Below are 25760 nucleotides of genomic sequence, written 5' to 3' on the forward strand. Positions count from 1 at the left end.
CGATTGTCGTCATATGACGACTGGCAAACGCCGTTCGATTTGGTCAGTGTCCCTTACGTAAGTTTTTGGCTTCCACAACCAAAAAGTTAGGATATCCTTAAAAAGGCACCGCTCAGCAACCGGACGGTGTGTCGACTTGGATGGCGTAAATGCGGCCTGCGAGCCGCAAGGGGGCCGTGGCGCTGAACTCAAGGGGTTGAGTGCGTTCACGACGGGGGTGGGGCATGGCGTTGTTTTCGAACCGGCGCGCGCAATGCGCGTCGTTCATTGCGGATCGTCGGTCTGGGGCCAGGGCGCCAACTGAAGCCGGCGATTTCAACTTGAGTATCGGCCGGGCTGCAGTTTTCGCAGGCCGTCTGACATTTCTGCTCGGCGCGACGGCCCTGGCCAGCCTCCCCGGCCTGCATTCCGCTCAGGCTCAAGTGGTGATCGATCAGAATGGATCCGACGCGCCCAATCGCGGGCCTGGCGGTTATGACGATGACGGCGCCAACGGCGGCGATGGCGGTGTCGTCAGCGACACCAACAATGCGGACCAGCTCAATGTGGGTGCGTCGGCCTATGTCGGAACCGCCAATGGCGGCAAGGGTGGCAATGGCGGATATGGCGGCTTCGGCACTCCCATTCATACCAACGGCGGCGAAGGCGGAAACGGCGGCCACGGCGGCACTGTCGACATCACCAACAATGCGGACCTTTCCACGACCGGCGACAATCACAGCGGAATAGTCGCGACGGCCATAGGCGGCCGGGGTGGCGACGGCGGCGGCGCAGCGGCGTCAACGACGGCAGAATCCGGTGACGCGGGCAACGGCGGTGCCGGCGGCACGGCCAGCGCCAACGCGTCGGCCACGAGTTCGGTCACCACCACAGGCAACTCGTCTTACGGCATCTATTCCGATGCGAGTGGTGGCAATGGCGGGCAAGGCGGCGATTTCGACGCGGCAGCGATCGGTGCCGGCGGCAACGGCGGCAACGGCGCCTCAGGCGGCAGCGCTTCCGCCAGCAACGCCGGTTCCATCGACACGTCGGGGACGTTCTCCTACGGCATGCTGGTTCGCTCCGCCGGCGGCAACGGTGGCGACGGCAAAGGCGGCCTCGGCATCATATCCGAAGGCGGCAATGGCGGCGCTGCGACAATCGGAGGAACGGCCGAGGGCACCAATGCCAGCACCGGCAGCATCATCACCAGGGGTGATTTCGCCAGCGGCATGGTCGTCCAGTCGGTCGGCGGCGGCGGTGGTGGAGGCGGCGGCGCATTCGGCCTGTTCGGCGGCGGCGGTGCGGGCGCAGCCGGCAACAATGGCGGCTCGGCGACAGGAACGAATGAGGGCAAGATCGAGACCAACGGCACCGGCGCCATCGGCATGCTGGTGGAATCGGTTGGCGGTGGCGGCGGCGACGGAGGCGGTGCGGCCGGCATTGTTTCGATCGGGGGCACGGGCGGTGGCGGCGGCACCGGCGGCACCGTCACCGCCAATGTCGGCGGCACGATCACAACAGGCGCCGACGGCAGCGGCGATGGCGCTCATGGTGTGCTTGCGCAATCGGTCGGTGGCGGCGGCGGCAATGGCGGCTATGGGGCGGCAGCACTTTCGAACATAGCGGTCGCCATAGGCGGTGGTGGCGGCACCGGCGGCAATGGCGGTTCCGTGAACGTCAACCAAGCAGGCGCCGGCGCAAGCGTCTCCACCAAGGGCAATTCGGCGATCGGCATCCTTGCCCAGTCGGTCGGCGGTGGCGGCGGCAACGGTGGAGGAAGCATAGCAGCCGGAGCCTTCGTTTCCGTGGCCGTCGGCGGTAGCGGAGCGGCGGGCGGCGATGGCGGCGAGGTCACTTACAATATCGCCAATGCGACGGTGAGCACGAACGGCAGCGATTCCATCGGCATTCTGGCTCAATCGGTGGGCGGTGGCGGCGGCAACGGCGGATTCGCGCTCAGCGGCGCGGGCCTGGCCGCGGTCGGCGTCGGAGGAAAGGGCGCAGCCGGAGGTGTCGGCAAGAAAGTCGATGTCACCAGTGGCGGCAAAGTCGAAACCCAGCAGCAGCGTTCAGCTGGCATCATCGCGCAATCGATCGGCGGCGGTGGCGGCAATGGCGGATTCTCGGCAGCTGGCAGTTTGGGCGCCAGCGTTGGTGTCGGCGGCTCGGGCAGCAAAGGCGGCGACGGCGGCCAGGTGTTTTTCCGGACGCCTGACGGGGGCAATCAAACCATAATCACGCATGGCGCGGACTCGGTGGGCCTGATCGTCCAGTCGATCGGCGGTGGCGGCGGTAATGGAGGGTTCGCCGGAACGTTTGCGGTAGCTGCAACCGTGGGCATCGGCGGCGGTGCCGGCGCCGCGGGCGCGGGCGTCGATGTCCACACGACCTATAACGGATCGGTCGAAACCTTTGGCGAGCGCTCGGCCGGCATCATCGTGCAGTCGATCGGCGGCGGCGGCGGCAATGGCGGCGGCGTGATCGGTCTCAGCGCCGGCATCACGGTCGGCGTCGGCGGGAACGGCGCGGGTGGCGGCGGCGCCGGTGCCGTCGAATACCATTCCGCGAGCACCACCATCACCACGCATGAAGTGGATTCGGCCGGCCTCATTGTGCAGTCGATCGGCGGCGGCGGCGGCAATGGCGGCTTCTCGTTCAACCTCGCAGCCGGGGCGTCTGTCGGTGTCGGCGGCAAGGGCGGCGCGGCGGGTGCGTCAAACACCGTCACGATCGGCATCGACGATGGCACAATCCACACGATGAAGGACCATTCGACGGGCATCCTCGCCCAGTCGGTGGGCGGTGGCGGCGGCACGGGCGGCGGCAGCATAGCCGGCAGCCTCTCGCTCAATGTCGGCATTGCCGGCAACGGCGCCGGCGGCGGCAATGGCAACACGGTCGATGTCACCAACGGCGCCGACATCACCACGGATGGGATCCAGTCGCATGGCATCCAGGCGCAGTCGATCGGCGGCGGCGGCGGCTCGGGCGGCTTCTCGATCGCCGTCGGCGGGCCTTCGCTCGCCGTCGGCGGCGCGGCCTCGGACGGCGGCAGCGCCATGAAGGTCACGGTGACCAATTCGGGCGTGATCAAGACCAACGAGGACCTGTCGGTCGGCATTCTGGCCCAGGCCATCGGCGGTGGCGGCGGCGACGGCGGCCTGGCGGGCGCCGGCGGACTGTTCACCGCTGTCGGCGTCGGCGGCAAGGGCGGCGGCGGCGGCGATGGCGGCGAGGTCGAGGTCACCAACACCGCCAACATCACGACCAGGGGCGATCTCGCCCACGGCATCATGGCGCAATCGGTCGGCGGCGGCGGCGGCAATGGCGGCAGCGCGGGCGCGGTCTCGGTCGGCGCCTTTGTCGGTGTCGGCGTCGCCGTTGGCGGCGACGGCGGCGCGGGCCGCGACGCGATGAAAGTCACGGTCGACCATACCGGCGACATCACCGTCAGCGGCATGGGCGCCAAGGGCATCATCGCGCAGGCCATCGGCGGGGGTGGCGGCAATGGCGGCAAGGCCGTCGCAGGCGCTTTCAGCGCCGGGCTCTACGCATCGGCGGCCGTGGCGGTGACCGTCGGCGGCAGCGGCGGCGACGGCGGTTCGGGCGGCGAGGTCTTTCTCAAGGCCAACGGCAAGATCATTTCAGACACCGACAATGCCGGCTCGGGCGGTGTCGTGGCGCAATCGATCGGCGGCGGCGGCGGCAATGGCGGCCGCGCCACCTCGATCGCTGGCGCGGTCAGCGACGAGGTCGCGATCAACCTTGGCGTCGCCATCGGCGGCAGCGGCGGCAATGGCGGCCAGGGTAACAAGGTCACGGTGGAATCGGGACTCGTCGGCGGCGGGCAGATCGTCACCCATGGCTTCCAGGCGGTCGGCATCCTGGCGCAGTCGATCGGCGGCGGCGGCGGCAATGGCGGCGACACCTTCGGCGGCGCCGGCGGTTACGGCAACAGCGTGACGATCACCGCGTCGGTCAATATCGGCGGCAAGGGCGGCGGGTGCATCGGCAACGACCCGACCAAGTGCAACAACGCGGGTGACGTTCACGTCACCAATGCGATGACGGTCTCCACGGACGGCGATTCCTCCAGCGCCATCGTGGCACAGTCGATCGGCGGCGGCGGCGGCAATGGCGGCACCAGCACCGGCGGCTCGGCCAATGTCGGTGGCGGCGACGGCGTCAACATCGCGGCGAACTTCGCGATGGGCGGCGGCGGCGGCCAAGGCGGCTTCGGCAACACGGTCGACGTCATCAACTCGGGCAACCTGACCACGACGGGCGCCTTCTCGTCCGGCATCATGGCGCAATCGATCGGCGGCGGCGGCGGCATAGGCGGCTCCAGCACGGCGAAGTCCTACAACATCGGCGGCACCAGCCAGACCAGCGTCAGCGTCAATATGGGCCTCGGCGGTTCGGGCGGCGGCGCCGCGAATGCCATGAAGGTCACGGTCAACAACACCGGCATCATCAACACATCGGGCTTCGGCTCGTCCGGCATCATCGCGATGTCGGTCGGCGGCGGCGGCGGCGCGGCGGGCGCGGCATCGGCCTCGGACGAGGATGTCGGGGGCGATATCGGCGCCGGCGATGACGGCGCGACCACCGTTTCGATCGGCGTGGCCCTCGCGCTTCCCGGCGGCACGGCCGGCAATGGCGGCGAAGTCTCCGTCACCAACAACAACTGGATCATCACCGACGGCGCGTTCTCCTTCGGCATCAGCGCCAGTTCCATCGGCGGCGGCGGTGGCGTCGGCGGCTCGGCATCGGCCGGCGCCACGGCGGAATACGCGATCGGCGGCGGCATTGCAGGGGCAGGCGGCAGCGCCGGCAACGGCGCCCTGGTCGAAGTCACCAACAACGCCAATGGCTTCATCTGGACCAAGCGGGAGAACTCGATCGGCGTCTTCGCGCAGTCGATCGGCGGCGGCGGCGGTTCGGGCGGTGCCGGCAAGAGCACCGGCAGCGACGGCGGCACGGTCGACGTCAAGTTCACGATGGGCGGGCTGGGCGCCGGCGGCGGCGACGGCGGCGAGGTGCATGCCACCAACAGCAGCATCATCGAGACCGACATGGCCAACTCGCACGGCATCATGGCCCAGTCGATCGGCGGCAGCGGCGGCGTCGGCGGCGCGGCCGCCTCGACGTCCGCGGACGCCAAGGTCTCGATCGCGGCATCCCTCGGCGGTCTCGGCGGCGGTGGCGGCATCGGCAAATTCGTCCACGTGATCAACAACCAGAGCGGCGTCATCGTCACCAACGGCGACAATTCCTACGGCATCTTCGCCCAGTCGATCGGCGGCGGCGGCGGCGCGGCCGGCAGCGGTTCGACCGAAACCGGCAAGGCCGAGGACGTGGCGGTCAACCTGTCGATCGGCGGCATCGGCGGCTCGGGCAGCCGCGGCGGCGACGTCACCGTCGACAATCACGGCGAGATCACGACCTACGGCTATCTCTCGCATGGCATCTTCGCGCAGTCGGTCGGCGGCGGCGGCGGCGCCTCGGGCGCGGCGGCCAGCGCCTCGACGGCCGACATGAGCATCGGCGGCGCGGTTTCCCTGCCTGCCGGTGACGGTGCCAATGGCGGCCATGTCATCGTCAACAATGACGGCGTGATCACCACCAACAAGGACGGTGCGATCGGCATCTTCGCGCAGTCGATCGGCGGCGGCGGCGGTTACGGCGGAACCGTAACGGCCGACACGGCCGGCGACAGCTCGGTGGCGCTGCAGATCGGCGGCTTCGGCGGTAGCGGCGGCAATGGCGGCAAGGTCGAGGTCGACGTCTCCGGCAAGATCGAGACGTTCGGCGCTCGCGCCCATGGCGTGGTGGCGCAATCGATCGGCGGCGGCGGCGGTTATGGCGGCGACGCCAGCGGCAAGGCCTCCAACGCGCTGGCCATCGGCGGCCTCGGCGGCAATGGCGGCGACGGCGGCGACGTGACGGTGACCCGCACCGGCGAAATCATCACGCATGGCGTCGATTCCATCGCCATCATCGCGCAGTCGGTCGGCGGCGGCGGCGGCTTCGGCGGCGCGGGCTTCGGCCGCTTCGGCGCCGATGACGACGGCGGCGGGCCGAATGCCATCGGCTTCAACACGCCGGGCGGCACCAAGGGCACCGGCGGCAAGGTCACCATCATCCAGTCGGGCGCGATCGAGACCGATGGCGATCGCGCGCACGGCATCGTCGCCCAGGCGGTCGGCGGCGGCGGCGGCGCGGGCGGCAATTCCTCGCTCGACATGAACCAGTCGGCGGCCGGCTCGCAGGGCGGCATTGGCGACGCAGCGGCGGCGACGGCCAGCACCGACAGCCTGGTCTGGGTAAAGGGCGCGAGCTCTTATGCGATGTTCGGCCAGAGCGCGACCGGCCAGGGCAACTCAAACCTCGTCCATCTGACCGCGGGCGGAAATCTTTTCGCGCAGGGCGCCGATTCGGTGGCGGCCTATGGCGAGAGCACGGCGCAGGGAACCAAGGGCAATGTCACCATGGACCTGCAGGGCCAGTATACGATCGGGGGCTCCAACACCGGCGTCGCCGTGATGCTGGTGGGCGGACAGGACAACACCGTCAACAACAACAGCCTGCTCTACGCGATGGGCGCGACGCCGACCTTCTCGATCATGCAATCGAAACTGGCGGCCTTCAGCGCCTCGCTGCTGGCGCCAGGTCCGGTCGTGCCGGACGATGCGATCCTCGAATCGCTGCTCGACCAGTTCAGCCCACTCGCGGTCACCGGCACCTCAGGCAACGATACGTTCAAGAACCAGAAGAGCGTTGTCGGCCTTGGCCGCGTAATCGGCAATGTCGATCTCGGCGGCGGCATCAACGAATTCGACAATTTCGCCGATTCCTCGTTTGTCGGTCTGAAATCGATCAATCTCGGCGCCGGCGGGATGTTCAAGAACCAGGGCCTGATGACCAATCAGGGCATCGGCGTGGTCGCGACGATCGACGTCACGGGTGGCTGGGCCCAGGACGATACCGGTTCTTTTGTCACCGATATCGACCTCAACAACCAGATCACCGACAAGCTCGTGCTGACCGAGACCGGTGATTTCGACGGCACGGCGCCGCTCAACTTCCTGTCAATCGACAAGCTGTTTACGCAATACGCATTGGCGACGGGCTCGGCGATGGCGGATTCCGGGCTGACGCCGCAGACGTTGCATCCGGCGGTCGGCTTCAACTTCCTGGTCCGGGTCGACAACGGCACCAACCTGGTGCTCTACGCCGATAACAAGACCTTCCTCGAACTTGCGCAGGATCCGGGCTCCGGCACGACCGATCCCGGCGTGTTCCAGATGGCTCAGTATCTCGACGACGTCGAGGCGGCCTCAAGCCCGGACAATCCGATGGCGCGCCTGATCAACATGCTGCGGTTCTCGCAGACCGAGGCGGAACTGGGCGCCGCGCTGACGAGGCTGACCCCGCACTATGCCGTGCACACCTTCGACATGATCAACCGCTCCACCGACATCATGCTCGACCAGGCGCATGAATGCACCGGCGTCCCGGCCTACAAGAATACCGACGGCCGCTGCATCTGGGGCACGATCAGCCCGCAAGCCGAATACAGCAGGGATACGGGCGCCGGCACCACCAGCCGCGATGACACATTGAAGACGTTGTCGTTCGGCGGCATCGGCGAGGTCGGGCACAGTTGGTCGCTCGGCGCCACCTTCGGCCGCACGGAATACGATTCCAAGATCGCCTACAACGGCGACCAGCTGTCGGACACGCAAGGCGAATCCTGGCAGGCCTATGCGCTGGCGAAATACGAGAACAACAACTACTTCGTCGACCTCGCGCTCGGCGGCGGCACCGGTTCCTTCAAGGGCGAGCGCGACACCCATATCGATCCGGTCGCCTTCATTCCCGGCGAGACGCTGGACGGCGTCTATTTGCCCGAGGAACTGCTCGACGGCATCGGCAACAGCGTCACCTACAAGCAGGATACCTCCCAGTTCGGCGGTTCGGCACGGGTCGGCATGACCCATCAGATGGGCGCTTTCTATCTGCAGCCGACGATCCAGTTCGATGCCCGCTGGCTCGATGTCTCCGGCAAGGAGGAGGGCTCGGTCGCCGCCTTCAATTTCGACGGCAGCGGCAGCATGTTCTATGCCGCGACGCCGGCGCTCGAGGTCGGCGCCGACATTGCGGTCAGCGACATCGCCAGTTTCCGCATCTACGGAAAGGCCGGTGTCGAGTTCTCCACCAAGCAGTGGGAGATCGAGGGGCGCTTCGCCGCCGCCGAGAATCTGCCCGGCAACCCGGCATTGCACTTGACGGAAGCCATCGATTCGCCGCTCTATCGGGTCGGCGCAGGGCTGGAGCTCAATGGCGTCAACGGTGTCGGCCTGGCGGTCAGGTACAACGGCGCCTTCGGGGAAACGGTCAAGCAGAACGCGGTCAGCGCGTCCCTGAAGGTCAGCTTCTAGCTGACGCGGGGCGGCGGCCAAGAAGGGATATCATGAGGACGAAGTACGCGTATTTGGCGGCGATGCTGGCAGCCGCCTGCTTCGCCGGTGTGCCGGCGGCGGGACTTGCCGCGCAGAACAAGGGCGACAAGGTGGCGCCTGCCGCTCAGCCCGCCGACGCGGCAGCCAAGCCGCAACTGCCGGGCGGCGCCTCGGCGCTCTCCGAAACGCATGGCGACTGGACGGTCAACTGCCAGGTCACCGGCACCAACAAGGTCTGCAGCCTGTCGCATCAGCAGTTCAACAAGCAGAGCGGCCAGCGGCTGCTGGCGATCGAATTGACGACCAAGACCGGCCAGGACGCCGCGGGCACGATGGCGCTGCCCTTCGGGCTTGCATTGGCCAACGGCATCTCGCTCGAGATCGACGACAAGAAGCTGGACGGCGCGCTGCAGTTCAACACCTGCCAGGCGGTAGGTTGCCTGGTCCCGGTGACGTTCGATGCGGATACCACGCCGCTGCTGCAGAACGGAACCACGCTGAAGATCAACGCTATAGCGGCCGACACGACGCAGCCGGTCTCCTTCACCATCTCGCTCAACGGCTTCGGCAGCGCGCTCGCCCGAACGGCGGACCTGTCGGCGGATTGAGTTTTGACGGGCCGGCCGCCAGTATGTTGGCGGTTGTACCTGTGGAGACATGCCAAAACGCCAGTCGCTTCGTCATCCCGGGGTCTGCGCCGCGTCGTTTCGCTCCTGCTTCGCGCTGGGATGACGACCCTGAGATGCCTTTGGCCAATCGCCACGGGTTTGCCTTGGCTATTCTACCTCGCGCAAACGGTACCCCACTCCCGTCTCGGTGATGAGGTAGCGCGGCTGGTCCGGGGTCTTTTCGATCTTCTGCCTCAACTGGCGCACGTAGACCCTGAGATACTGGACGTCGGTCGTATCGCTCCAGATCTGCTTCATCAGGAACTGGTGGGTCAGCACCTTGCCGGCATACTGCACGAGCATGCGCAGGATGTCGTATTCCTTAGGCGACAACTTCACTTCCTTGCCTTCGACCTTGACGATGCGCTTCACCAGGTCGACGGAAAGGTCACCAGTGTGGAACACCGGCTTCTCGCCCTGCTGCTGAAATTTGTGGCGCAGCGCCACGCGGATGCGGGCGACAAGCTCGTTCATGCCGAAGGGCTTTGTCACATAATCGTCGGCGCCGAGCTCGAGTGCCGAGACGATGCCAGCCTCGTCGGTGCGGCTGGATAGGATGACGACCGGAATATCGAGGCCGTCGCTTCGCCATTTGCCGAGCAGCTCGAGACCGGTCATGCCGGGCAGGCCGAGATCGAGCAGGATCAGGTCGGGCCGCTCGGTCTGCATGAGTTCGATCGCCGCCTTAGCATTCGGCGCCTCGGAGACAGCGTAGCCCTGGCTGCCGAGGCCGACGCGCAGCAATTTGCGGATCGGCGGTTCGTCGTCGACGACCAAAATGGAGACGGTCTGGTTTGTCATGCCGCATCGTCCGTAAGGGGTGCGCCCAGCACAGGCAAATCGGCCGGCACCGGCATGCGGATGGTGAAGATCGCGCCTTGCCGGTCGGTGCGGTTGGCTGCCGCGATCATGCCGCCCATCGCCTCGATGAAGCCGCGGCTGATCGACAGGCCGAGACCGGTGCCGGCGCGCACCTGGTCGCGTTTGCGTACGCGGTAAAAGGTGTCGAATACCCGCTCCAGATCGTCCGGCGGGATGCCCGGCCCCTCATCCATCACCTGCAGGATGACGGCGCCGTTGTCGACCCAGGCCTGCAGCCGGATGGCCGAGCCGGGCGAGGCATATTTGGCGGCATTGTCGAGGAGGTTGAACAGCGCCTGCTCGAATAGCACCGGGTCGAGCCGCAGCATCGGCAGGTCAGCCGGAATATCGGTCTCAATTTTATGCTCGATGGTGATCTTCTGCGCCCGGTTCAGCGCCGAGCCGACAATATCGCCGACATAATGGAACGCGTCGTTCGGCTCCATCGCGCCCGACTCGATCCTGGTCATGTCGAGCAGATTGGCGATGAAGCGGTTCAGCCGCTCCGACTCGCTGACAACCGTCGACAGAAGCTCCACGCGATCGGTCTCCGGCAGTTGCGGCGCGAATTCCTTCAGCGTGCCGGCCGCGCCCATGATCGCGGCAAGCGGCGTCTTCAAATCATGCGAGATCGAGGTGAGCAGCGCCGAGCGCAAGCGGTCCGCTTCGGCCGCAAGCCGGGCGCGGTCGACATCGGCGACGAGCTGGACGCGTTCGATGGCGACGGCGGCCTGGTCGGCCAAGGCGTCGAGCAGACGTTGCTGCTCTGGCGTCAGCAGCGGGCCTTGCTTGTCATTGTCGAGGCCGACCACGCCGATGGCGGTTCGCCCTGTCCGCAAGGGGAGATAGAGGCGTTTTGCGCCCGGCAGAGTGTCGGCGCCGCGGCCGGCGGCGCGGTTATGCTCCCAGGCCCAGCGTGCGGCCGCGATATCAGCCTCGGCCAATGTGTCGTCCGGTGGATAGCCGGCCTTGACGGTGATGGTGCCGTTTTCCGGCAGAAGCAGCACGACGCGCACTTTCAGCATCGAAGCGATCTGGAAGGCCGTTGCCCATAGCACGTCGTCCAGCGTGCCGGCGCCGGCAAGCTTCTTGGAGAAGGAATAGATGTCCTCGGTCGCCCGTGCCCGCGACCGCGCGGCGACCGCCTGGCGCTGCACGCGCGCCGTCAGATTGCTGGCGATCACGGCGACGACGAGGAAGACCGTGAAGGCAACGATGCTTTCCGGTTCTCTTATCGTCAGCGTGTAGCGCGGCTCGAGGAAGAAGAAATTGAAGGCAAGCGCGCTGAGGAAGCAGGCATAGAGCGCCGGCCAGAGCCCGAACGTCACGGCCGAGGTCAGCACCGCCAGAAGCAGTACGCTGGCGAGATTGCGGACGTCGAGGAACTGGTCGAGGATCGAGCTGACCGCCAGCGCGCTGGCGACATAGGCCGTTGAGAACAGATAGGGCCAGATCTGGAAAGGCTTCGGCTCGGGCGCCGCTTTCACCCGCGCCGACGGCATGTCGGCATCGCGTTCGGCGCCCGAAATGACATGGACGCTGATATCGCCGGCATTGCGGATCAGATCATAGGTTAGCGAGCCCTCGATCAGCTCACGCCAGCGCGAGCGGGTCGGCCTGCCGATGACGATATGGGTGAAGTTGTTCGCCGTCGCGTGGCGCACGATGTCCTGGGCGACGTCCTGACCCGGAATGGTGGCGATCTCGGCGCCGAGCTGTTCGGCAAGGCGCAGATTCCTGGCCAGGCGGTCCTTGTCCTCCTCGGACAGGCCGGCGAGCCGTGGCGTGTCGACATGGAGCGCCGTCCAGGGCGCGCGCAGCCGGTCGGCGAGCCGGCGCGCATAGCGGATGCGGGCCGCTCCGCCAGGCTGCGAGTCGACGCAGGCGAGAACGCGCTCGCCGGCCGCCCATGGCCCTGGAATGGCATGCGACTGCATGTGGTTGAGCAACTGCTCGTCGACGCGCTGGGCCGTGCGGCGCAGCGCCAGCTCGCGCAGCGCCGTCAGGTTGCCCGGCGAAAAATAATTCTCGATGGCGCGCTGCGCGGTGTTGGGGAAATAGACCTTGCCGTCCCGCAGCCTCTTGATCAGGTCGTCGGGAGTGAGGTCGATGATCTCGATGTCGTCGGCCTCGTCGATGATGGAATCGGGAACCGTCTCGCGCACCCTGACGCGCGTGATCTGGGCGACGACGTCGTTCAGGCTCTCGACATGCTGGATGTTGAGCGTGGTGTAGACGTCGATGCCTTGCGCAAGGATCTCCTGCACATCGAGATAGCGCTTGGGATGGCGGCTGCCGGGCGCATTGGTATGGGCAAGCTCGTCGACCAGAACCAGGTCCGGGCGCCGCTTCAGGATGGCGTCGATGTCCATCTCGTCAAGGGTCTGGCCGCGATACTCGACCAGGCGGCGCGCGATCACCTCATAGCCGTCGACCAAAGCCTGGGTTTCCTTGCGGCCATGCGTCTCGACGATGCCGATCACGACATCGATATCGTCGGCGCGCTGGGCGCGGCCCGCCATCAGCATTTCGTAGGTCTTACCGACGCCCGGCGCCGCGCCGAGAAATATGCGCAGGCGGCCGCGGCCCTCGCGCTCGGCATGCTCGAGGAGCGCGTCGGGGGAAGGTCTGTTCTGGGAGTCGGTCCTGTCGTCCGGCATCAGGTCCAATCATGAATTGCGCCGGGGATCGTGTCGATCCCCGGTGCGGGGCTGATTACTTCAGGTCGTCCAGCGCCAGGTTGAGCGCGAGCACGTTGACCACCGGCTCACCTATGAAGCCGAGCTCGCGATCCTCGACATGGCTGTCGACGAGCGCCTTCACCTTGGCCTCGTCCACGCCGCGGGCCTTGGCGACGCGCGGCAACTGGAAATAGGCGGCCTCGGGGCTGATGTCGGGATCGAGGCCGCTGCCCGAGGCGGTGATGAGGTTCATCGGCACCGGCGCATTCGGGTTTTCCGCCTTCAGCTTCCCGGCGTCGCCCTTGACGCGCTCGATCAGCTTCGGATTGGTCGGGCCGAGGTTCGAGCCGCCGGAGGCGCTGGCGTCGTAGCCATTGCCGGCGGCCGACGGCCTGCCGTGGAAATAGCGGTCGCTGGCGAAGGCCTGGCCGATCAGGCTGGAACCGACCACCTTGCCGTCCTTGGCGATGAGGCTGCCATTGGCCTGGTTAGGGAACAGCGCCTGGGCAATGCCGGTCATGCCGATCGGATAGACGAGGCCGGTCAGCACCGTGAAGAAGACGATCATGACAAAAGCGGGTCTGAGTTGCTTGAACATCGGGGTCAATCCTTATGCGAGGCCGAGGGCCGTGACGATCACGTCGATCGCCTTGATGCCGACGAACGGCACGACGATGCCGCCGAGGCCGTAGACCAGCAGGTTGCGGGTGAGCAGCGAGCCGGCGCCGATGGCACGGTATTTCACGCCCCTCAGCGACAGCGGAATCAGCGCGACAATGATCAGCGCATTGAAGATGATGGCCGACAGGATGGCGCTCTGCGGCGTTGCAAGATGCATGATGTTGACCGCCTGCAGCGGACCGGTTTTCTGCCCGGGCGCGACGTAGAAGACCGCGAACATCGCCGGGATTATGGCGAAATACTTGGCCACGTCGTTGGCGATCGAGAAGGTGGTCAGCGAGCCGCGCGTCATCAAGAGCGCCTTGCCGATCTCGACGATCTCGATCAGCTTGGTCGGGTCGCTGTCGAGGTCGACCATGTTGCCGGCCTCGCGCGCGGCGACCGTGCCGGTGTTCATGGCGACGCCGACATCGGCCTGGGCCAGCGCCGGCGCGTCGTTGGTGCCGTCGCCGCACATGGCGACCAGCTTGCCCTTGGCCTGCTCCTCGCGGATCAGCGACAGCTTGTTCTGCGGCGTTGCCTGGGCGAGGAAGTCGTCGACGCCGGCTTCAGCGGCAATTGCCGCGGCGGTGAGCGGATTGTCGCCGGTGATCATCACCGTGCGGATGCCCATCTTGCGCAGCTCCGCGAAACGCTCGCGGATGCCGCCCTTGACGATGTCCTTGAGGTGGACGACGCCGAGCAGGCGGCCGTCGCGCTCGACCGCCAGCGGCGTGCCGCCGGCCTTGGCGATTTCGTCGGCGACCGCCTGCAGGTCGCGGATCGTGTCGCTCGTCGGACGCGTGCCATGCGCGGCGGCCGTCGTCTGGTTGACATGGGCAAGCACCGCATCGACCGCGCCCTTGCGAACCGATGAGCCGTCGATGTCGACGCCGCTCATGCGCGTCTGCGCGGTGAACGGCACGAAGGTGGCGTGCAGCGTTGCCATGTCGCGGGCGCGTATGCCGTATTTCTCCTTGGCCAGCACGACGATCGAGCGGCCCTCCGGCGTCTCGTCGGCGAGCGAGGCAAGCTGGGCGGCATCGGCCAGCTCGTGCTCGGGGATGCCCTTGGTCGGCCGGAACTCGGTCGCCTGGCGGTTGCCGAGCGTGATGGTGCCGGTCTTGTCGAGGAGAAGCGTGTCGACATCGCCGGCGGCCTCGACGGCGCGGCCGGACATGGCAAGCACGTTGAAGCGCACCAGGCGGTCCATGCCGGCGATGCCGATGGCCGACAGCAGCGCGCCGATCGTGGTCGGGATCAGTGTCACGAAGAGCGCAACGAGGATCGTCACCGGGATATAACCGCCCGAGTAGGAGGCGAAGCTCGGAATGGTCGCGGTCGCCAGCACGAAGATCAGCGTCATGCCGACAAGCAGGATGTTGAGCGCGATCTCGTTCGGCGTCTTCTGGCGCTCCGCACCCTCGACCAGCGAGATCATGCGGTCGAGGAAGGTGTGGCCGGAGGCGGCGGAAATGCGGACGCGGATCCAGTCGGACAGAACCTGGGTGCCGCCGGTGACGGCGGATCGGTCGCCGCCGGATTCGCGGATGACCGGTGCGGACTCACCGGTGATCGCCGCTTCGTTGACCGAGGCCACGCCTTCGATCACCTCGCCGTCCGACGGGATGATGTCGCCGGCTTCGACCAGCACGATGTCGCCGACCTTCAGGCTGGTGCCGGGCACCAGCTTGAACTTCGAGCGATCCCCGCCATTGGTGAGCAGCTTGGCCTGGGTCTCGGTGCGCGCCTTGCGCAGCGAGTCGGCCTGCGCCTTGCCGCGGCCTTCGGCCACGGCCTCGGCGAAGTTGGCGAACAGCACGGTGAACCACAGCCAGATGATGATCTGCAGGGTGAAGCCGAGATCGCCGCCGCCGGCGATGAGATCCCTGACGAACAGCACGGTGGTGAGCGCAGAGACGACCGCGACGACGAACATCACCGGGTTCTTGACCAGCGTGCGCGGATCGAGCTTGCGCAAGGCGCCGCCAATGGCGGGCACCAGGATGCGGGCGTCCATGATAACGGCGGATTTGGACTGGCTCATTTCTGGGCTCCAGTATCGATTTTGGTGGACGGCGCCGGGTGCTCGGCCTTCGGGAACAGGTGCGGAAGGCCGACTGCCAGCAGCCACAGCACGAACAGCGCTGCCGCCATGCCGAGGAAGGTTGAAAGCGTCGGGAAAGGACGGGGCTTCTCGTCCCTTCCGTTGTCGGGCGCTCCGTCACCGGTCTGGTGACGGTCGTTGCGGCGTATGTCGTTGAAGCGGGGCATGGTCATCTCAGAAGGTCTGTCCATGGATCATCGCCAGGTGCTCGACAATCGGACCGACGGCGAGCGACGGGAAGAAGGTGAGGCCGCCGACGATGCTGATGACGCCGACGAGCAGCCCGACGAACAGCGAGCCGTCGGTCGGGAAGGTGCCGGCCGAGGCAGGCACGGTCTTCTTGGCGGCCAGCGAGCCGGCAATGGCCAAAGCCGGGATGATGACCAGGAAGCGGCCCATCAGCATGCCGATGGCCATGGTGATGTTGTACCAGGGCGTGTTGCCGGTGAGGCCGCCGAAGGCCGAACCATTGTTCGCGGCCGCCGAGGTATAGGCATAGAGCACCTCGGTGAAGCCGTGCGGGCCGCTATTGGCAATCGATGCCACGGCGCTCGGCAGAACCACGGCGATGGCCGTGAAGATCAGCATCGCCAGCGGCAGGCACAGGATGGCAAGCATCGCCATCTTGACCTCCTTGGCCTCGATCTTCTTGCCGAGATATTCCGGCGTGCGGCCAACCATCAGGCCGGCGACGAAGACAGCGACGACGACGAACATCAAAATGCCGTAGAAGCCGGCGCCGACACCGCCGACGATAACCTCGCCGAGCTGCATGTTGATCAGCGGGATCATGCCGCCAAGCGCGGTGAAGCTATCATGCATGGCGTTGACGGCGCCGCAGGAGGCAGCCGTGGTGATGACCGCGAACAGCGCCGACATGGCGATGCCGAAGCGCGTCTCCTTGCCTTCCATGTTGCCGCCGTCGATGCCAAGCGCATGGACCAGCGGATTGCCGGCGGCCTCCGCCCAGTAGCAGACGGCGACGCCAACGAGGAACAGCACGCCCATCGAGGCGAGGATCGCCCAGCCCTGGCGCTCACTGCCGACCATGCGGCCGAAGACGTTGGTGAGAGCGGCGCCGATCGCGAAGATCGACAGCATCTGGATCAGGTTCGAGATCGCGTTCGGGTTCTCGAACGGATGCGCGGCATTGGCGTTGAAGAAACCGCCGCCATTGGTGCCGAGCATCTTGATGGCGACCTGCGAGGCGACCGGCCCGAGCGCGATCGTCTGCTTGGCGCCTTCCAGCGTTGTCGCGTCGACATAGGGCCCGAGGGTTTGCGGGATGCCCAGCCAGACATAGACGAGCGTCAGCACGATGCAGAGCGGCAAGAGCACGTGGAGGGTGCAGCGGGTGAGGTCGACCCAGAAATTGCCGATCGACTTGCCGGAAGCGCGGGCAAAGCCGCGGATCAGAGCGATGGCGATGGCAATGCCGGTGGCGGCCGAGACGAAATTCTGAACGGTCAGGCCGGCCATCTGCACGAGGTAGGACATCGTGCTTTCGCCGCCGTAGTTCTGCCAGTTGGTGTTGGTGACGAAGCTGACGGCGGTGTTGAAGGCGAGACCGGGCTCGACCGGCGTCATGCCCGCGGGATTATAGGGCAAAGCGCCCTGCAGCCGCTGCAGCACGTACAGAACCAGGAAGCCGGCGAGGTTGAAGAGCAGCATGCCGGTCGCGTAGACGGCCCAGTGCTGTTCTTCCTTCTCGCCCGTTCCGGCGAGACGGTAGAGCCCACGCTCGATCGGGGCGAGCACGGGCGACAGCAAGGTGCGGTCGCCGCTGAAGACGCGGTAGATATAGCTGCCGAGCGGCTTCACCAGCAAAAGCAGGATTCCGCAATAGACCAGGATCTGTATCCAGCCGTTGAGCGTCATGATGTGACCTTCCGTACGTCGATCAGAAGCGTTCTGGGCGAATGAGGGCGTAGGTGAGATAGGCGAGCAGGAACAAGGTCACCGCGCCGCCGAGGATGTAGTCGAAAAGCATGATCCGGCCCTTCCGCTCAGATTATGTCGCAAGCTTTCACATAGGCTAAGGACATGGCGAAGAACAAAATCCCGATCCCGAGAACTATAAGGTCCATGATAGGCGCTCCTTGTTTTCGTATGTAGTTTCCACCCGCAGCGGGCGGGGTCAAAAACTGCGCGCGAACGCGCGTCACCTTGGCGGCGACGGCGGCAAAGCTTCTCTTCGGAACGAAATATGGACCCGATCGCCATAAAGGTTCGAGACGGGACGGGGAGGAAAGATATAGGAATTTTATAGAGGTTTGGGCTGCCGGAAAGGACGCGATGCCGGAGCAGTCTCTCTTCTACCTGCCACTATACGTCACTATACAAGGAGAAGGTGCCGGTCCATCCTCCGCAGCTGCTGAGGTACGGGCAGGCGGATGTGAGGCAGCGCCGAGTTCGACAATAAACATTCAGCAACGAGTTGGATGCGTATAGGGAAGGACAACATGCTCGACATCGCACCATCGCAACAGGCGGCTGCCTGGCTCGGCTCGTTCGGTCGGGCGCTCGAGGCCGGCGATATCGAGGCGGCGACGAACCTCTTCGCGGAGGATTGCTACTGGCGCGATCTCTTAACCTTCACATGGAACATCAAGACCATGGAGGGACAGGCCGCGATCCGCGAAATGCTGAAGGCGACTCTGTCATCGGCCAAGCCGTCGCAGTGGCGCCTGTCCGGGGAGGCCAGCGTCGAAGACGGCGTCATCGAAGCCTGGTTCACCTTCGAGACGGCGGTCGCGCGTGGCGAGGGGATCCTGCGGCTCAAGGACGGCCGCTGCCGCACGCTGTTCACGGCGATGAGCGAGCTCAAGGGGTTCGAGGAGCGGAAGGGTCCGGCCCGGCCGCTCGGCATCCGCCACAAGGCCGATCCCGGGCGCGAGACCTGGGCGGAGGCCAGGGCACGCGAGGCGCGCGATCTGGGCGTGCATGACCAGCCCTATTGCCTGGTGATCGGCGGCGGGCAGGGCGGCATCATGCTGGGCGCCAGGCTGCGGCAGTTCGGTGTTCCGACACTGGTCATCGAAAAGAATGCTCGCGCCGGCGATTCCTGGCGCAACCGCTATCGCTCGCTCGTGCTGCACGATCCGGTCTGGTACGACCATCTGCCCTATGTTCCGTTCCCGGAAAACTGGCCGGTCTTCACGCCCAAGGACAAGATGGGCGACTGGCTGGAAATGTACACCCGCGTCATGGAGCTGAACTATTGGGTCGCCACCAAATGCATCAGCGCCGCCTATGACGAGGCCGAAAGGGTCTGGACGGTGGTGGTCGATCGCGTCGGCCAGCGGATCACGCTGAAGCCGAAGCACATCGTCTTCGCCACCGGCGCTTATGGTGCGCCGAAACAGATCGAATTGCCGGGCGCGGACAGCTTCAAGGGCGAGCTTTTGCATTCCAGCCAGTATTCCACCGGCGAGAAGTTCCGCGGCACGCGTGTCGCGGTGATTGGCGCGGCAAGCTCGGGCCATGATGTCAGCGTCGATCTGTGGGAAGCGGGCGCGAAGGTCACCATGGTCCAGCGCTCGCCGACGACTGTGGTGAAGTCCGACACGCTGATGGATGTCGGCTTCGAGATCTTCTCGGAAAAGGCGCTGGCGCGCGGCATCACCACCGACAAGGCCGACATGATCGTCGCCTCGACGCCGTTCGCGCTGGTGCCGAAGGGCCAGCGCGCGCTCTACGATGTGATCCGGGCGCGTGACGCGGATTTCTACAAGCGCCTCAGCGACAGCGGCTTTGCCATCGACTTCGGCGAGGACGAGACGGGGCTGTTGATGAAGGCTTACCGCACCGGCTCCGGCTACTACATCGATGTCGGCGCCTGCGAGCTGATCCTGAATGGCGAGATCAAGGTGAAGAGCGGCGTCGGCATCAAATCGCTGACGCCGAGCGGTATCCTGTTCGAGGACGGCGGCGAGCTCGCCGTCGACGCGATCGTCTGCTGCACCGGCTACCAGTCGATGAACGAGACGGTGGCGGGTATCGTCTCGCGCGAGGTCGCCGACAAGGTCGGCCCGTGCTGGGGCCTGGGCTCCGGCGTGAAGGGCGATCCGGGTCCGTGGCAGGGCGAATTGCGCAACATGTGGAAGCCGACGGCGCAGGAAGCGCTGTGGTTCCACGGCGGCAACCTGGCGCTGTCGCGCTTCTACTCGAAATATGTGGCGCTGCAGCTCAAGGCGCGGATGGAAGGGATTGCCACGCCGGTCTATGGCGAGCCAAGCAATTCGCGTACCTAGCGTTCGTCATTCTAGGGTCTGCGCTCCGCTTCGCGTCACTACGCCCTGGAATGACGAACGCGCGCACGGGCTCGGTCAGTGCCCCCGCCTGAAATGGCTGGCCGCCACATCCACATGGGTGTGATGCGCATGCGCCTCGAAGCGCTCGGTCTCATTGTGGTCCGGCGCTTCGTTCGGCCACCATTTGCCGCCGATGACGATGCCGTTTGAAACCAGTCGCTGATCCGCGATCAGCGAGGCGCCGACGGCATCGACGAAGGTGAAACGGCCTGGCAGCTGCCTCAGTACCGCGACATCGCCGATGCCGCCAACCTTCAATATGCCTAGTTCGGGTCTCGCGATCGCCTTGGCCGGGCGCTGTGTCGCCGCGCGCAGCACCTCGACCAATGGCATGCCGAGCGCCATGAGCTTCGACATGCAGACCAGGATGTCGAACGCCGGGCCGTCGACGCAGTAAAGGTGCACGTCGCTCGAGATGACGTCGGGCGCCAGGCCTTCAGCCAGCATCGCCTTCGCCACCTCGAAATCGAAGGAGCCCATGCCGTGGCCGATGTCGAAGATGACGCCGCGCTCGCGCGCCAGGCGCATATCGGGGCGCACCGCGCCGGAGGCGAAGACCGGCGCATTCGGGAACGGCCGAAAGCAATGGGTGAGGATGTCGCCGCGGCGCAGCCTGGGCAGCACCTCGGAGCGGCCGGGCGGTGGCTCGTCGATATGCGCCATCAGCGGCAGGCCGGCCTTGTCCGCGGCTTCGAGCGCGAGGTCGACCGGCGCGATGCCGCTGCTGCCGCCGGCATGCTTGCCGGAGCGAACTTTTACGCCGACGACGACATCGGCGTGCTCGCGAACCGCCGCCACCGTCTCGCGCGGCTCGCAAAGCCTGAGGTCGCTGCATTCGCCGACGGACACGGTCTTCGCGAAGCCGAATATGCCGGCAAAGGAGATGTTGACGTAAGCGAGGATGCGGACCTTCGAGCGTTCGATGACATGGCGGCGGAAGCCGAGGAAATTGCCGGCGCCGGCACTGCCGGCATCGATGAAGGTGGTGGTGCCGCTCTTGGCGGCAAGCCGGTCGGCATCGACGCCGAGCGAGGTGCCGCCCCAATAGACATGGCTGTGCAGGTCGACGAGGCCCGGCGTGACGATGCAGTCCCTGGCATCAATGACCTGACCAGCGGCCTCGGCGCCGATGGCGGCATCGATTGCGGCGACACGACCATCGGCGATGGCAATGTCGCGTTGCGCGTCCAGGCCCGATGCGGGATCGATGACACGCCCGCCCTTGATCAGGAGATCGAACTGCATCGGTGCCCTCCCTGCTGTTTGTTTGTTTCACGCAATTCCGGACGGAAAACCGCTGAGCACTTTTCCTGGAATTGCTCCAGGCGATCAGAGCGGCCGGTAGGCGACGGCTTCGATCTCGATCTTGATGTCGATCATCAGACGGGATTCGACCGTCGTGCGCGCCGGCGGGTCCTGCGAGAAATGCTTTGCATAGACGGTGTTGAAGGTGCCGAAATCGCGCGCGTCCTCCAGCCAGACGGTTGTCTTCACCACATCGTCCATGGTGCATCCGGCCAGCGCCAGCGCCGCCTTGACGTTCTGCAGCACCTGTTCGGCCTGCTCGGCGATGCCGCCCCTGACCACAAGTCCGTCGCTGCCCACCGGCACCTGGCCGGAGACATAGATGAAATCGCCGGCGCGCACGGCGGGCGAGAGCGGAACATGCGATTTTCCAAAGCACTGCTTGGGCAAATGAGCCTCCTTTTGTCGGCCGATGGGAACCGGGTCACATAGCCGTTTACGCTCGTCGGCATGATCCTCACAGGCAATGTCGGAAAGCAACATTTTTTCGAATTCAATGTTGCTTAATTACAGAAGCCTGAGCATCTTGCGCTCGACGCCGCATGCGTCCGGCTGTGCACATCTGAGGGAGATTCCGGATGACCTTCGACAAGAATCCGTTTCCGGAAGGCGATGCCGATCGCCACGCGCTCTGGGAAATGCTGGTGCGGCGCGACATCGATGCTTTCCTCGGACAGGACTGGTCTATGGTCGAGGACGATTTCATCGCCGAGAGCTTCTTCGGCATGCATGCGCATTTCCTGGCCAATGCCGATGCCTGGCGGTTGCAGTTTCCCAGGCTGGACGTCTATCGCGACGAATGGCTGCGCCAGGCCAAGGAAACCGCGGCGACGAAATTCGCCGAGCCGCTGCGCGAAGCACTCTTCCGTGTCACCAACATGCGCGACATCGACGTCGATGGCGACCGTGCGGTGCTGCACAAGAAGTTCGACGGCTCGGTTACCAAGGCCGACGGCAGCGTCGACCGCCTCAAATGGCAGACGCTCTACTTCTGTCGCAATGTCGGTGGCCGCTGGAAGATCGCCGGTTTCGTCGGCTACATGCCGCATCCGCTGGGCAGCTAGATGGAGCCTATCGGACGGCGCCTGCGTTGGCAAAATCGCCATTGTGGAGTTTAGCCGAAGCGTGACGACTGTCGAAGAGCGGGGTGGTCCAGAATATCATCGCGACGGCACAACCCCGAGTGAAGTTCTGCACCCGCTGCGACGCCTCGAAGTCACGGAATGGATCCTCGGGTCTGCGCGCATCGCTTCGCTCCTTGCTCCGCCCGTGGATGACGACGTTAGGGACGGGCTTCGGCCGACGGGCTGGCTAGGATAGAAACGGCAAGCGCTCGTCCGGCGAGCGGTGGTCGAAGACGACGCCCATGGTCTTACCAATTGCCGTCATGACGATCAGTTCGACGAGATGATCATCGCTGTCGCCGCAGGCCGGATCGGAACGGCGGATGGCTTCGAGCATCACGCGCGTCGAGACGGTGTCGCCGGCGCGAAATTTCGAAAGGGCAGACGTTACAAGGTCTTGCACCGTCAACCCGGCGACGGGCACTTCGGCAGCGACGTTCATCGGCCTCCTCCTGCCATGAAACCCTGTCCCACCATGATGATACGCCAATGGCCGACCGGCGCCAGCGAAATGGTGGTCCGACCAGAGTTGCTGGCGACAGGCTCCCGCCAAGATGTGGACACCAGCCATGCGGCCCGACATGCGCTCGACGCGCCGCGCTGAGGTTGGTAAGCCCGTCGCGCGCAGGGACAATCCGAGTCGAAACATGACCGTTGCAATCGAGATGGGGCAGACCACGGCAGGCGCGCCGGCGGCCCTCGACCTTGAGGAACTGCTGGCGACCCGCCTTTTGGTGCAGGGCAATTCGGGCTCCGGCAAGTCGCACCTGTTGCGCCGGCTGCTCGAACAGAGCGCGCCCTGGGTGCAGCAAACCATCATCGACCCCGAAGGCGACTTCGTCTCGCTCGGCGAACGCTTTGGACATCTGGTGATCGATGCCGAGGAGCATACCGAGCGCGGCCTGCAGGCGGCGGGCGAGCGGGCGCGCATCCACCGCGTCTCGACGGTGCTCAACCTGGAAGGGCTCGACGCCGAGAACCAGATGCGGCGCGCCGCGGCTTTCCTTGGCGGACTGTTCGAGGTCGCGCGCGATCACTGGTATCCGATGCTGGTGGTCGTCGACGAGGCGCAACTCTTCGCGCCCGCCGCCGCCGGCGAGGTCTCCGATGAGGCGCGCAAGCTCTCGCTCGGCGCCATGACCAACCTGATGTGCCGTGGCCGCAAGCGCGGGCTTGCCGGCATCATCGCCACGCAGCGGCTGGCGAAGCTCGCCAAGAACGTCGCGGCGGAAGCTTCCAATTTCCTGATGGGCCGCACCTTCCTCGACATCGACATGGCGCGCGCCGCCGATCTGCTCGGCATGGAACGGCGGCAGGCCGAAGCGTTTCGCGATCTGGAGCGCGGCCATTTCATGGCGCTCGGCCCTGCCTTGTCGCGCCGTCCGCTCGGCGTGCGCATCGGCCAGACGGAAACCAGCCCGCGCAATGGCACGCCGCGGCTGATGCCGCTGCCGGAGGCGAGGCTGGAGGATGCGCGCTCGATTATTCTTGCCGCGCCGCCGCCGGAGATGGTGCGGCCGCAACGCCGGCCTTCGCCTGATCTGCTCGATCAACTGATGGCGGCCAAGGCGGCGCCGCTGGATATCCGTCCCGAACCGGCGGAGCCGCAGCCCAGCGCCGAGGATATCGCAGAGCGGCGCGAGCGCATGGACCGCATCCTGCGCGCCATCCTGGCCGAGCCCGACGCAGGGTTCCGCGTGATCGGCGTGCTCTATCAGGAGTTCGTGGTCCGCTGCCGCATCGAAGGGCTTGCCTCCGTGGTGCCTGATCTTTCGGAATTCCGCCGCATGTTGACGCGGGCCCGCGCCGGCGTCGGCTCCGACATAGCCGAGGACGATGCCTGGCGCGACGTCTCGGTGCGCGCCTCGCTGCTGCCGGAAGACATGCAGGGCGTGTTCATGATGATTGCTCGCGCCGCCAAGGAGGGCTGGCCCTGCCCGAGCGACGCGGCGATTGCACGCGCTTATGGATCGCATTCGCTGCGCCGCGCGCGGCGGCTGCTCGACTATATCGAGGAGCAGGGGCTCATCGTCTGCCAGGTCGACGGCGCCGGCCGGCGCACCGTGACGCTGGTCGAACTCGCCTGGGCGACGGCGCCGGGCGACCCGAACGCCGGGGATCGGGACAGCTCGGTGGGCTGACATCGGAAGACGCCGCCGACCAAGCTCTGGCGGACGTGCGCAATATCCGGATATGACAATGCCAACGACCAAGTTATGGCGCGACGTCAGTTTTACGCCATTAGCCGACCGGTCGCCGATTTGTTAAATATCTAATAAATATCTAACAAGTCATTAACATTACCCACTATTATATATGCGGTTATGGTTTCCAAATCGTAAAAAGCTAATATAACTGCCTATAGATAGGGTTGGTCCCGCGATCGCGGCGACAAGGGGGGCACGCCAGCTAGGAGTGTTGGGGAGCGAGCGCGCAAGCGCTCGGGGTGGGTTTTTGTCTCTCAACGAGAGAAGTCTTCTTAGTCAATCAGAATGGCTTGGTCCTGACCAACCGCCGCAGGCAAGAGCATGCGCTTGCGGCGACGGCGGAGTGCGCGCGCCAGGATCAGCAGTAACCGTTAGTGCGAACACGTCCGTTGTTCGCAAAGGGATCACAGGGGGAAATCGGCAATGGCGACTACGACAGTTTCAGGTTCGACCGTCACGTTTTCGAATTCGGGTGCAGCAGCCGATCTGACGCAATCCGGCACAGAGGACGGCAGCCTCCTGTTCACGTTCGACGTCCTCGCGGCAAGCGGCGGCGGGACCAAGACGACGATCTATTCGGTGGACGACGGCGTCAAGAACGATGATGGAGGGGCCAGCATCACGGTTACCAACAAGGCGTTCGCCGACTACAACAAGGATCTGCTGATCCAGGACGGCGCGAACGTCGTCGAAACCAGCAGCACGAGCGGGGCGAAATTCTGGATCGGCAGCGACAACAAGATTCATTACGACGCGACCGCTCCCGCTCTAACTGCCCAGATCAACGCGCTCGGCGCTGGAGAGCAGTTCACGGACACGATCCAATACACGATCAAGATGTCGAACGGCACGCTCAGCGTCGGCACGTTGACGGTTGTGATCACAGGCACCAACGATGCCCCGGTGATCGCCGTCGCCGCCGGCGATCACGATGCCGCCATGCTTAACGAAACAAACTCCCCTTTGTCGACAAACGGCACGCTGACCGTCAGCGATGTCGACATCCATGATACGGTCAATGCCTCGGTGACAGGAGTGACCCTGGGCGGGGCTACCGGTTCCCTTCAGGCTGCCGACGTCGTGAACATGCTGTTGCTGGGCGGCAATCCCGTCATCGACAACAGCCACACCTCGGGCGCGATCAACTGGTCGTTCAACTCCACGCCGCAAGCCTTCGACTACCTCGCCGCGGGCGAGCACCTTACGCTCATATACACGGTCAAAGCGGATGACGGTCACGGCGGCACGACGACGCACGACGTGACCATCACCATCGACGGCGCCAACGACGCGGCGGTGATCACCGGCACCAGCAGCGGCGGCGTTGTGGAGGCGGGCGGGGTCGGCAATGCCGATGCCGGCACGCCGACGGTCGGCGGCGACCTCA

General features: G+C 65.6%; 16 protein-coding genes. 6 read left to right on the forward strand and 10 right to left on the reverse strand.

Annotation, left to right across the window (positions count from 1 at the left end; translation table 11 throughout):
- Nucleotides 1-425: 425 nt before the first annotated feature.
- Nucleotides 426-8426 (forward strand): autotransporter outer membrane beta-barrel domain-containing protein, encoded by an 8001-nt coding sequence (locus RFM68_RS31655; RefSeq protein ID WP_320236895.1) that lies wholly within the window; start codon nt 426-428, stop codon nt 8424-8426.
- A 32-nt stretch (nt 8427-8458) separates the two neighbouring features.
- Nucleotides 8459-9055, forward strand: coding sequence for an invasion associated locus B family protein (locus RFM68_RS31660; protein WP_320236896.1), 597 nt, complete (start codon nt 8459-8461; stop codon nt 9053-9055).
- A gap of 168 nt (nt 9056-9223) precedes the next feature.
- Here the strand turns inward: RFM68_RS31660 and RFM68_RS31665 are convergent, their stop codons facing one another.
- The 7 genes from RFM68_RS31665 to RFM68_RS31695 are packed head-to-tail and all read right to left on the reverse strand — an operon-like array spanning nt 9224 to nt 17414.
- On the reverse strand, nt 9224-9916 hold the full coding sequence (locus RFM68_RS31665) for a response regulator transcription factor (protein WP_320236897.1): 693 nt from the start codon (nt 9914-9916) through the stop codon (nt 9224-9226).
- Nucleotides 9913-12636 carry a DUF4118 domain-containing protein gene (locus RFM68_RS31670; protein ID WP_320236898.1) on the reverse strand — a complete coding sequence of 908 codons (2724 nt, stop codon included), beginning with the start codon at nt 12634-12636 and terminating at the stop codon, nt 9913-9915. The genes RFM68_RS31665 and RFM68_RS31670 overlap by 4 nt, the downstream gene beginning before the upstream one ends.
- Before the next feature lie 55 nt (nt 12637-12691).
- Nucleotides 12692-13255: a potassium-transporting ATPase subunit KdpC gene (gene kdpC, locus RFM68_RS31675; protein ID WP_320236899.1), complete on the reverse strand. Its 564-nt coding sequence runs from the start codon at nt 13253-13255 to the stop codon at nt 12692-12694.
- 12 nt (nt 13256-13267) lie between these two features.
- A complete protein-coding gene (gene kdpB, locus RFM68_RS31680; protein ID WP_320236900.1) occupies nt 13268-15364 on the reverse strand; it encodes a potassium-transporting ATPase subunit KdpB in 2097 nt (698 codons plus the stop codon).
- Nucleotides 15361-15615 (reverse strand): hypothetical protein, encoded by a 255-nt coding sequence (locus RFM68_RS31685; protein WP_320236901.1) that lies wholly within the window; start codon nt 15613-15615, stop codon nt 15361-15363. Before RFM68_RS31685 ends, kdpB begins: the two co-directional genes overlap by 4 nt.
- Nucleotides 15599-17302: a potassium-transporting ATPase subunit KdpA gene (gene kdpA, locus RFM68_RS31690; protein ID WP_320236902.1), complete on the reverse strand. Its 1704-nt coding sequence runs from the start codon at nt 17300-17302 to the stop codon at nt 15599-15601. Before kdpA ends, RFM68_RS31685 begins: the two co-directional genes overlap by 17 nt.
- 22 nt (nt 17303-17324) lie before the next feature.
- Nucleotides 17325-17414 carry a K(+)-transporting ATPase subunit F gene (locus RFM68_RS31695; protein ID WP_036257910.1) on the reverse strand — a complete coding sequence of 30 codons (90 nt, stop codon included), beginning with the start codon at nt 17412-17414 and terminating at the stop codon, nt 17325-17327.
- Nucleotides 17415-17886: 472 nt separating this feature from the next.
- Here RFM68_RS31695 and RFM68_RS31700 point away from each other — a divergent pair, with 472 nt between their 5' ends.
- On the forward strand, nt 17887-19677 hold the full coding sequence (locus RFM68_RS31700; RefSeq protein WP_320236903.1) for an NAD(P)/FAD-dependent oxidoreductase: 1791 nt from the start codon (nt 17887-17889) through the stop codon (nt 19675-19677).
- Nucleotides 19678-19752: 75 nt separating this feature from the next.
- Here RFM68_RS31700 and RFM68_RS31705 read toward each other — a convergent pair whose 3' ends face one another.
- Nucleotides 19753-20982, reverse strand: a complete 1230-nt coding sequence (locus RFM68_RS31705; RefSeq protein WP_320236904.1) for an amidohydrolase/deacetylase family metallohydrolase — start codon at nt 20980-20982, stop codon at nt 19753-19755.
- 84 nt (nt 20983-21066) lie between these two features.
- Nucleotides 21067-21432, reverse strand: a complete 366-nt coding sequence (locus tag RFM68_RS31710; RefSeq protein ID WP_320236905.1) for a RidA family protein — start codon at nt 21430-21432, stop codon at nt 21067-21069.
- A 188-nt stretch (nt 21433-21620) separates the two neighbouring features.
- On the opposite strand from RFM68_RS31710, the gene RFM68_RS31715 reads away from it, so the two are divergent.
- The gene (locus tag RFM68_RS31715; protein WP_320236906.1) at nt 21621-22106 is read left to right on the forward strand and encodes a hypothetical protein; all 486 of its coding nucleotides are present in this window, start codon (nt 21621-21623) and stop codon (nt 22104-22106) included.
- Between the two features lie 247 nt (nt 22107-22353).
- Here the strand turns inward: RFM68_RS31715 and RFM68_RS31720 are convergent, their stop codons facing one another.
- Entirely contained in the window at nt 22354-22608 is a 255-nt protein-coding gene (locus RFM68_RS31720; protein ID WP_320236907.1) for a hypothetical protein, read from the reverse strand.
- A gap of 205 nt (nt 22609-22813) precedes the next feature.
- Here RFM68_RS31720 and RFM68_RS31725 point away from each other — a divergent pair, with 205 nt between their 5' ends.
- On the forward strand, nt 22814-24307 hold the full coding sequence (locus RFM68_RS31725) for a helicase HerA domain-containing protein (RefSeq protein ID WP_320236908.1): 1494 nt from the start codon (nt 22814-22816) through the stop codon (nt 24305-24307).
- A gap of 489 nt (nt 24308-24796) precedes the next feature.
- Nucleotides 24797-25760: VCBS domain-containing protein (locus tag RFM68_RS31730; protein WP_320236909.1), on the forward strand; the 964-nt coding region annotated here is incomplete at its 3' end.

The organism is Mesorhizobium montanum (assembly GCF_033977145.1).
Classification (GTDB): domain Bacteria; phylum Pseudomonadota; class Alphaproteobacteria; order Rhizobiales; family Rhizobiaceae; genus Mesorhizobium; species Mesorhizobium montanum.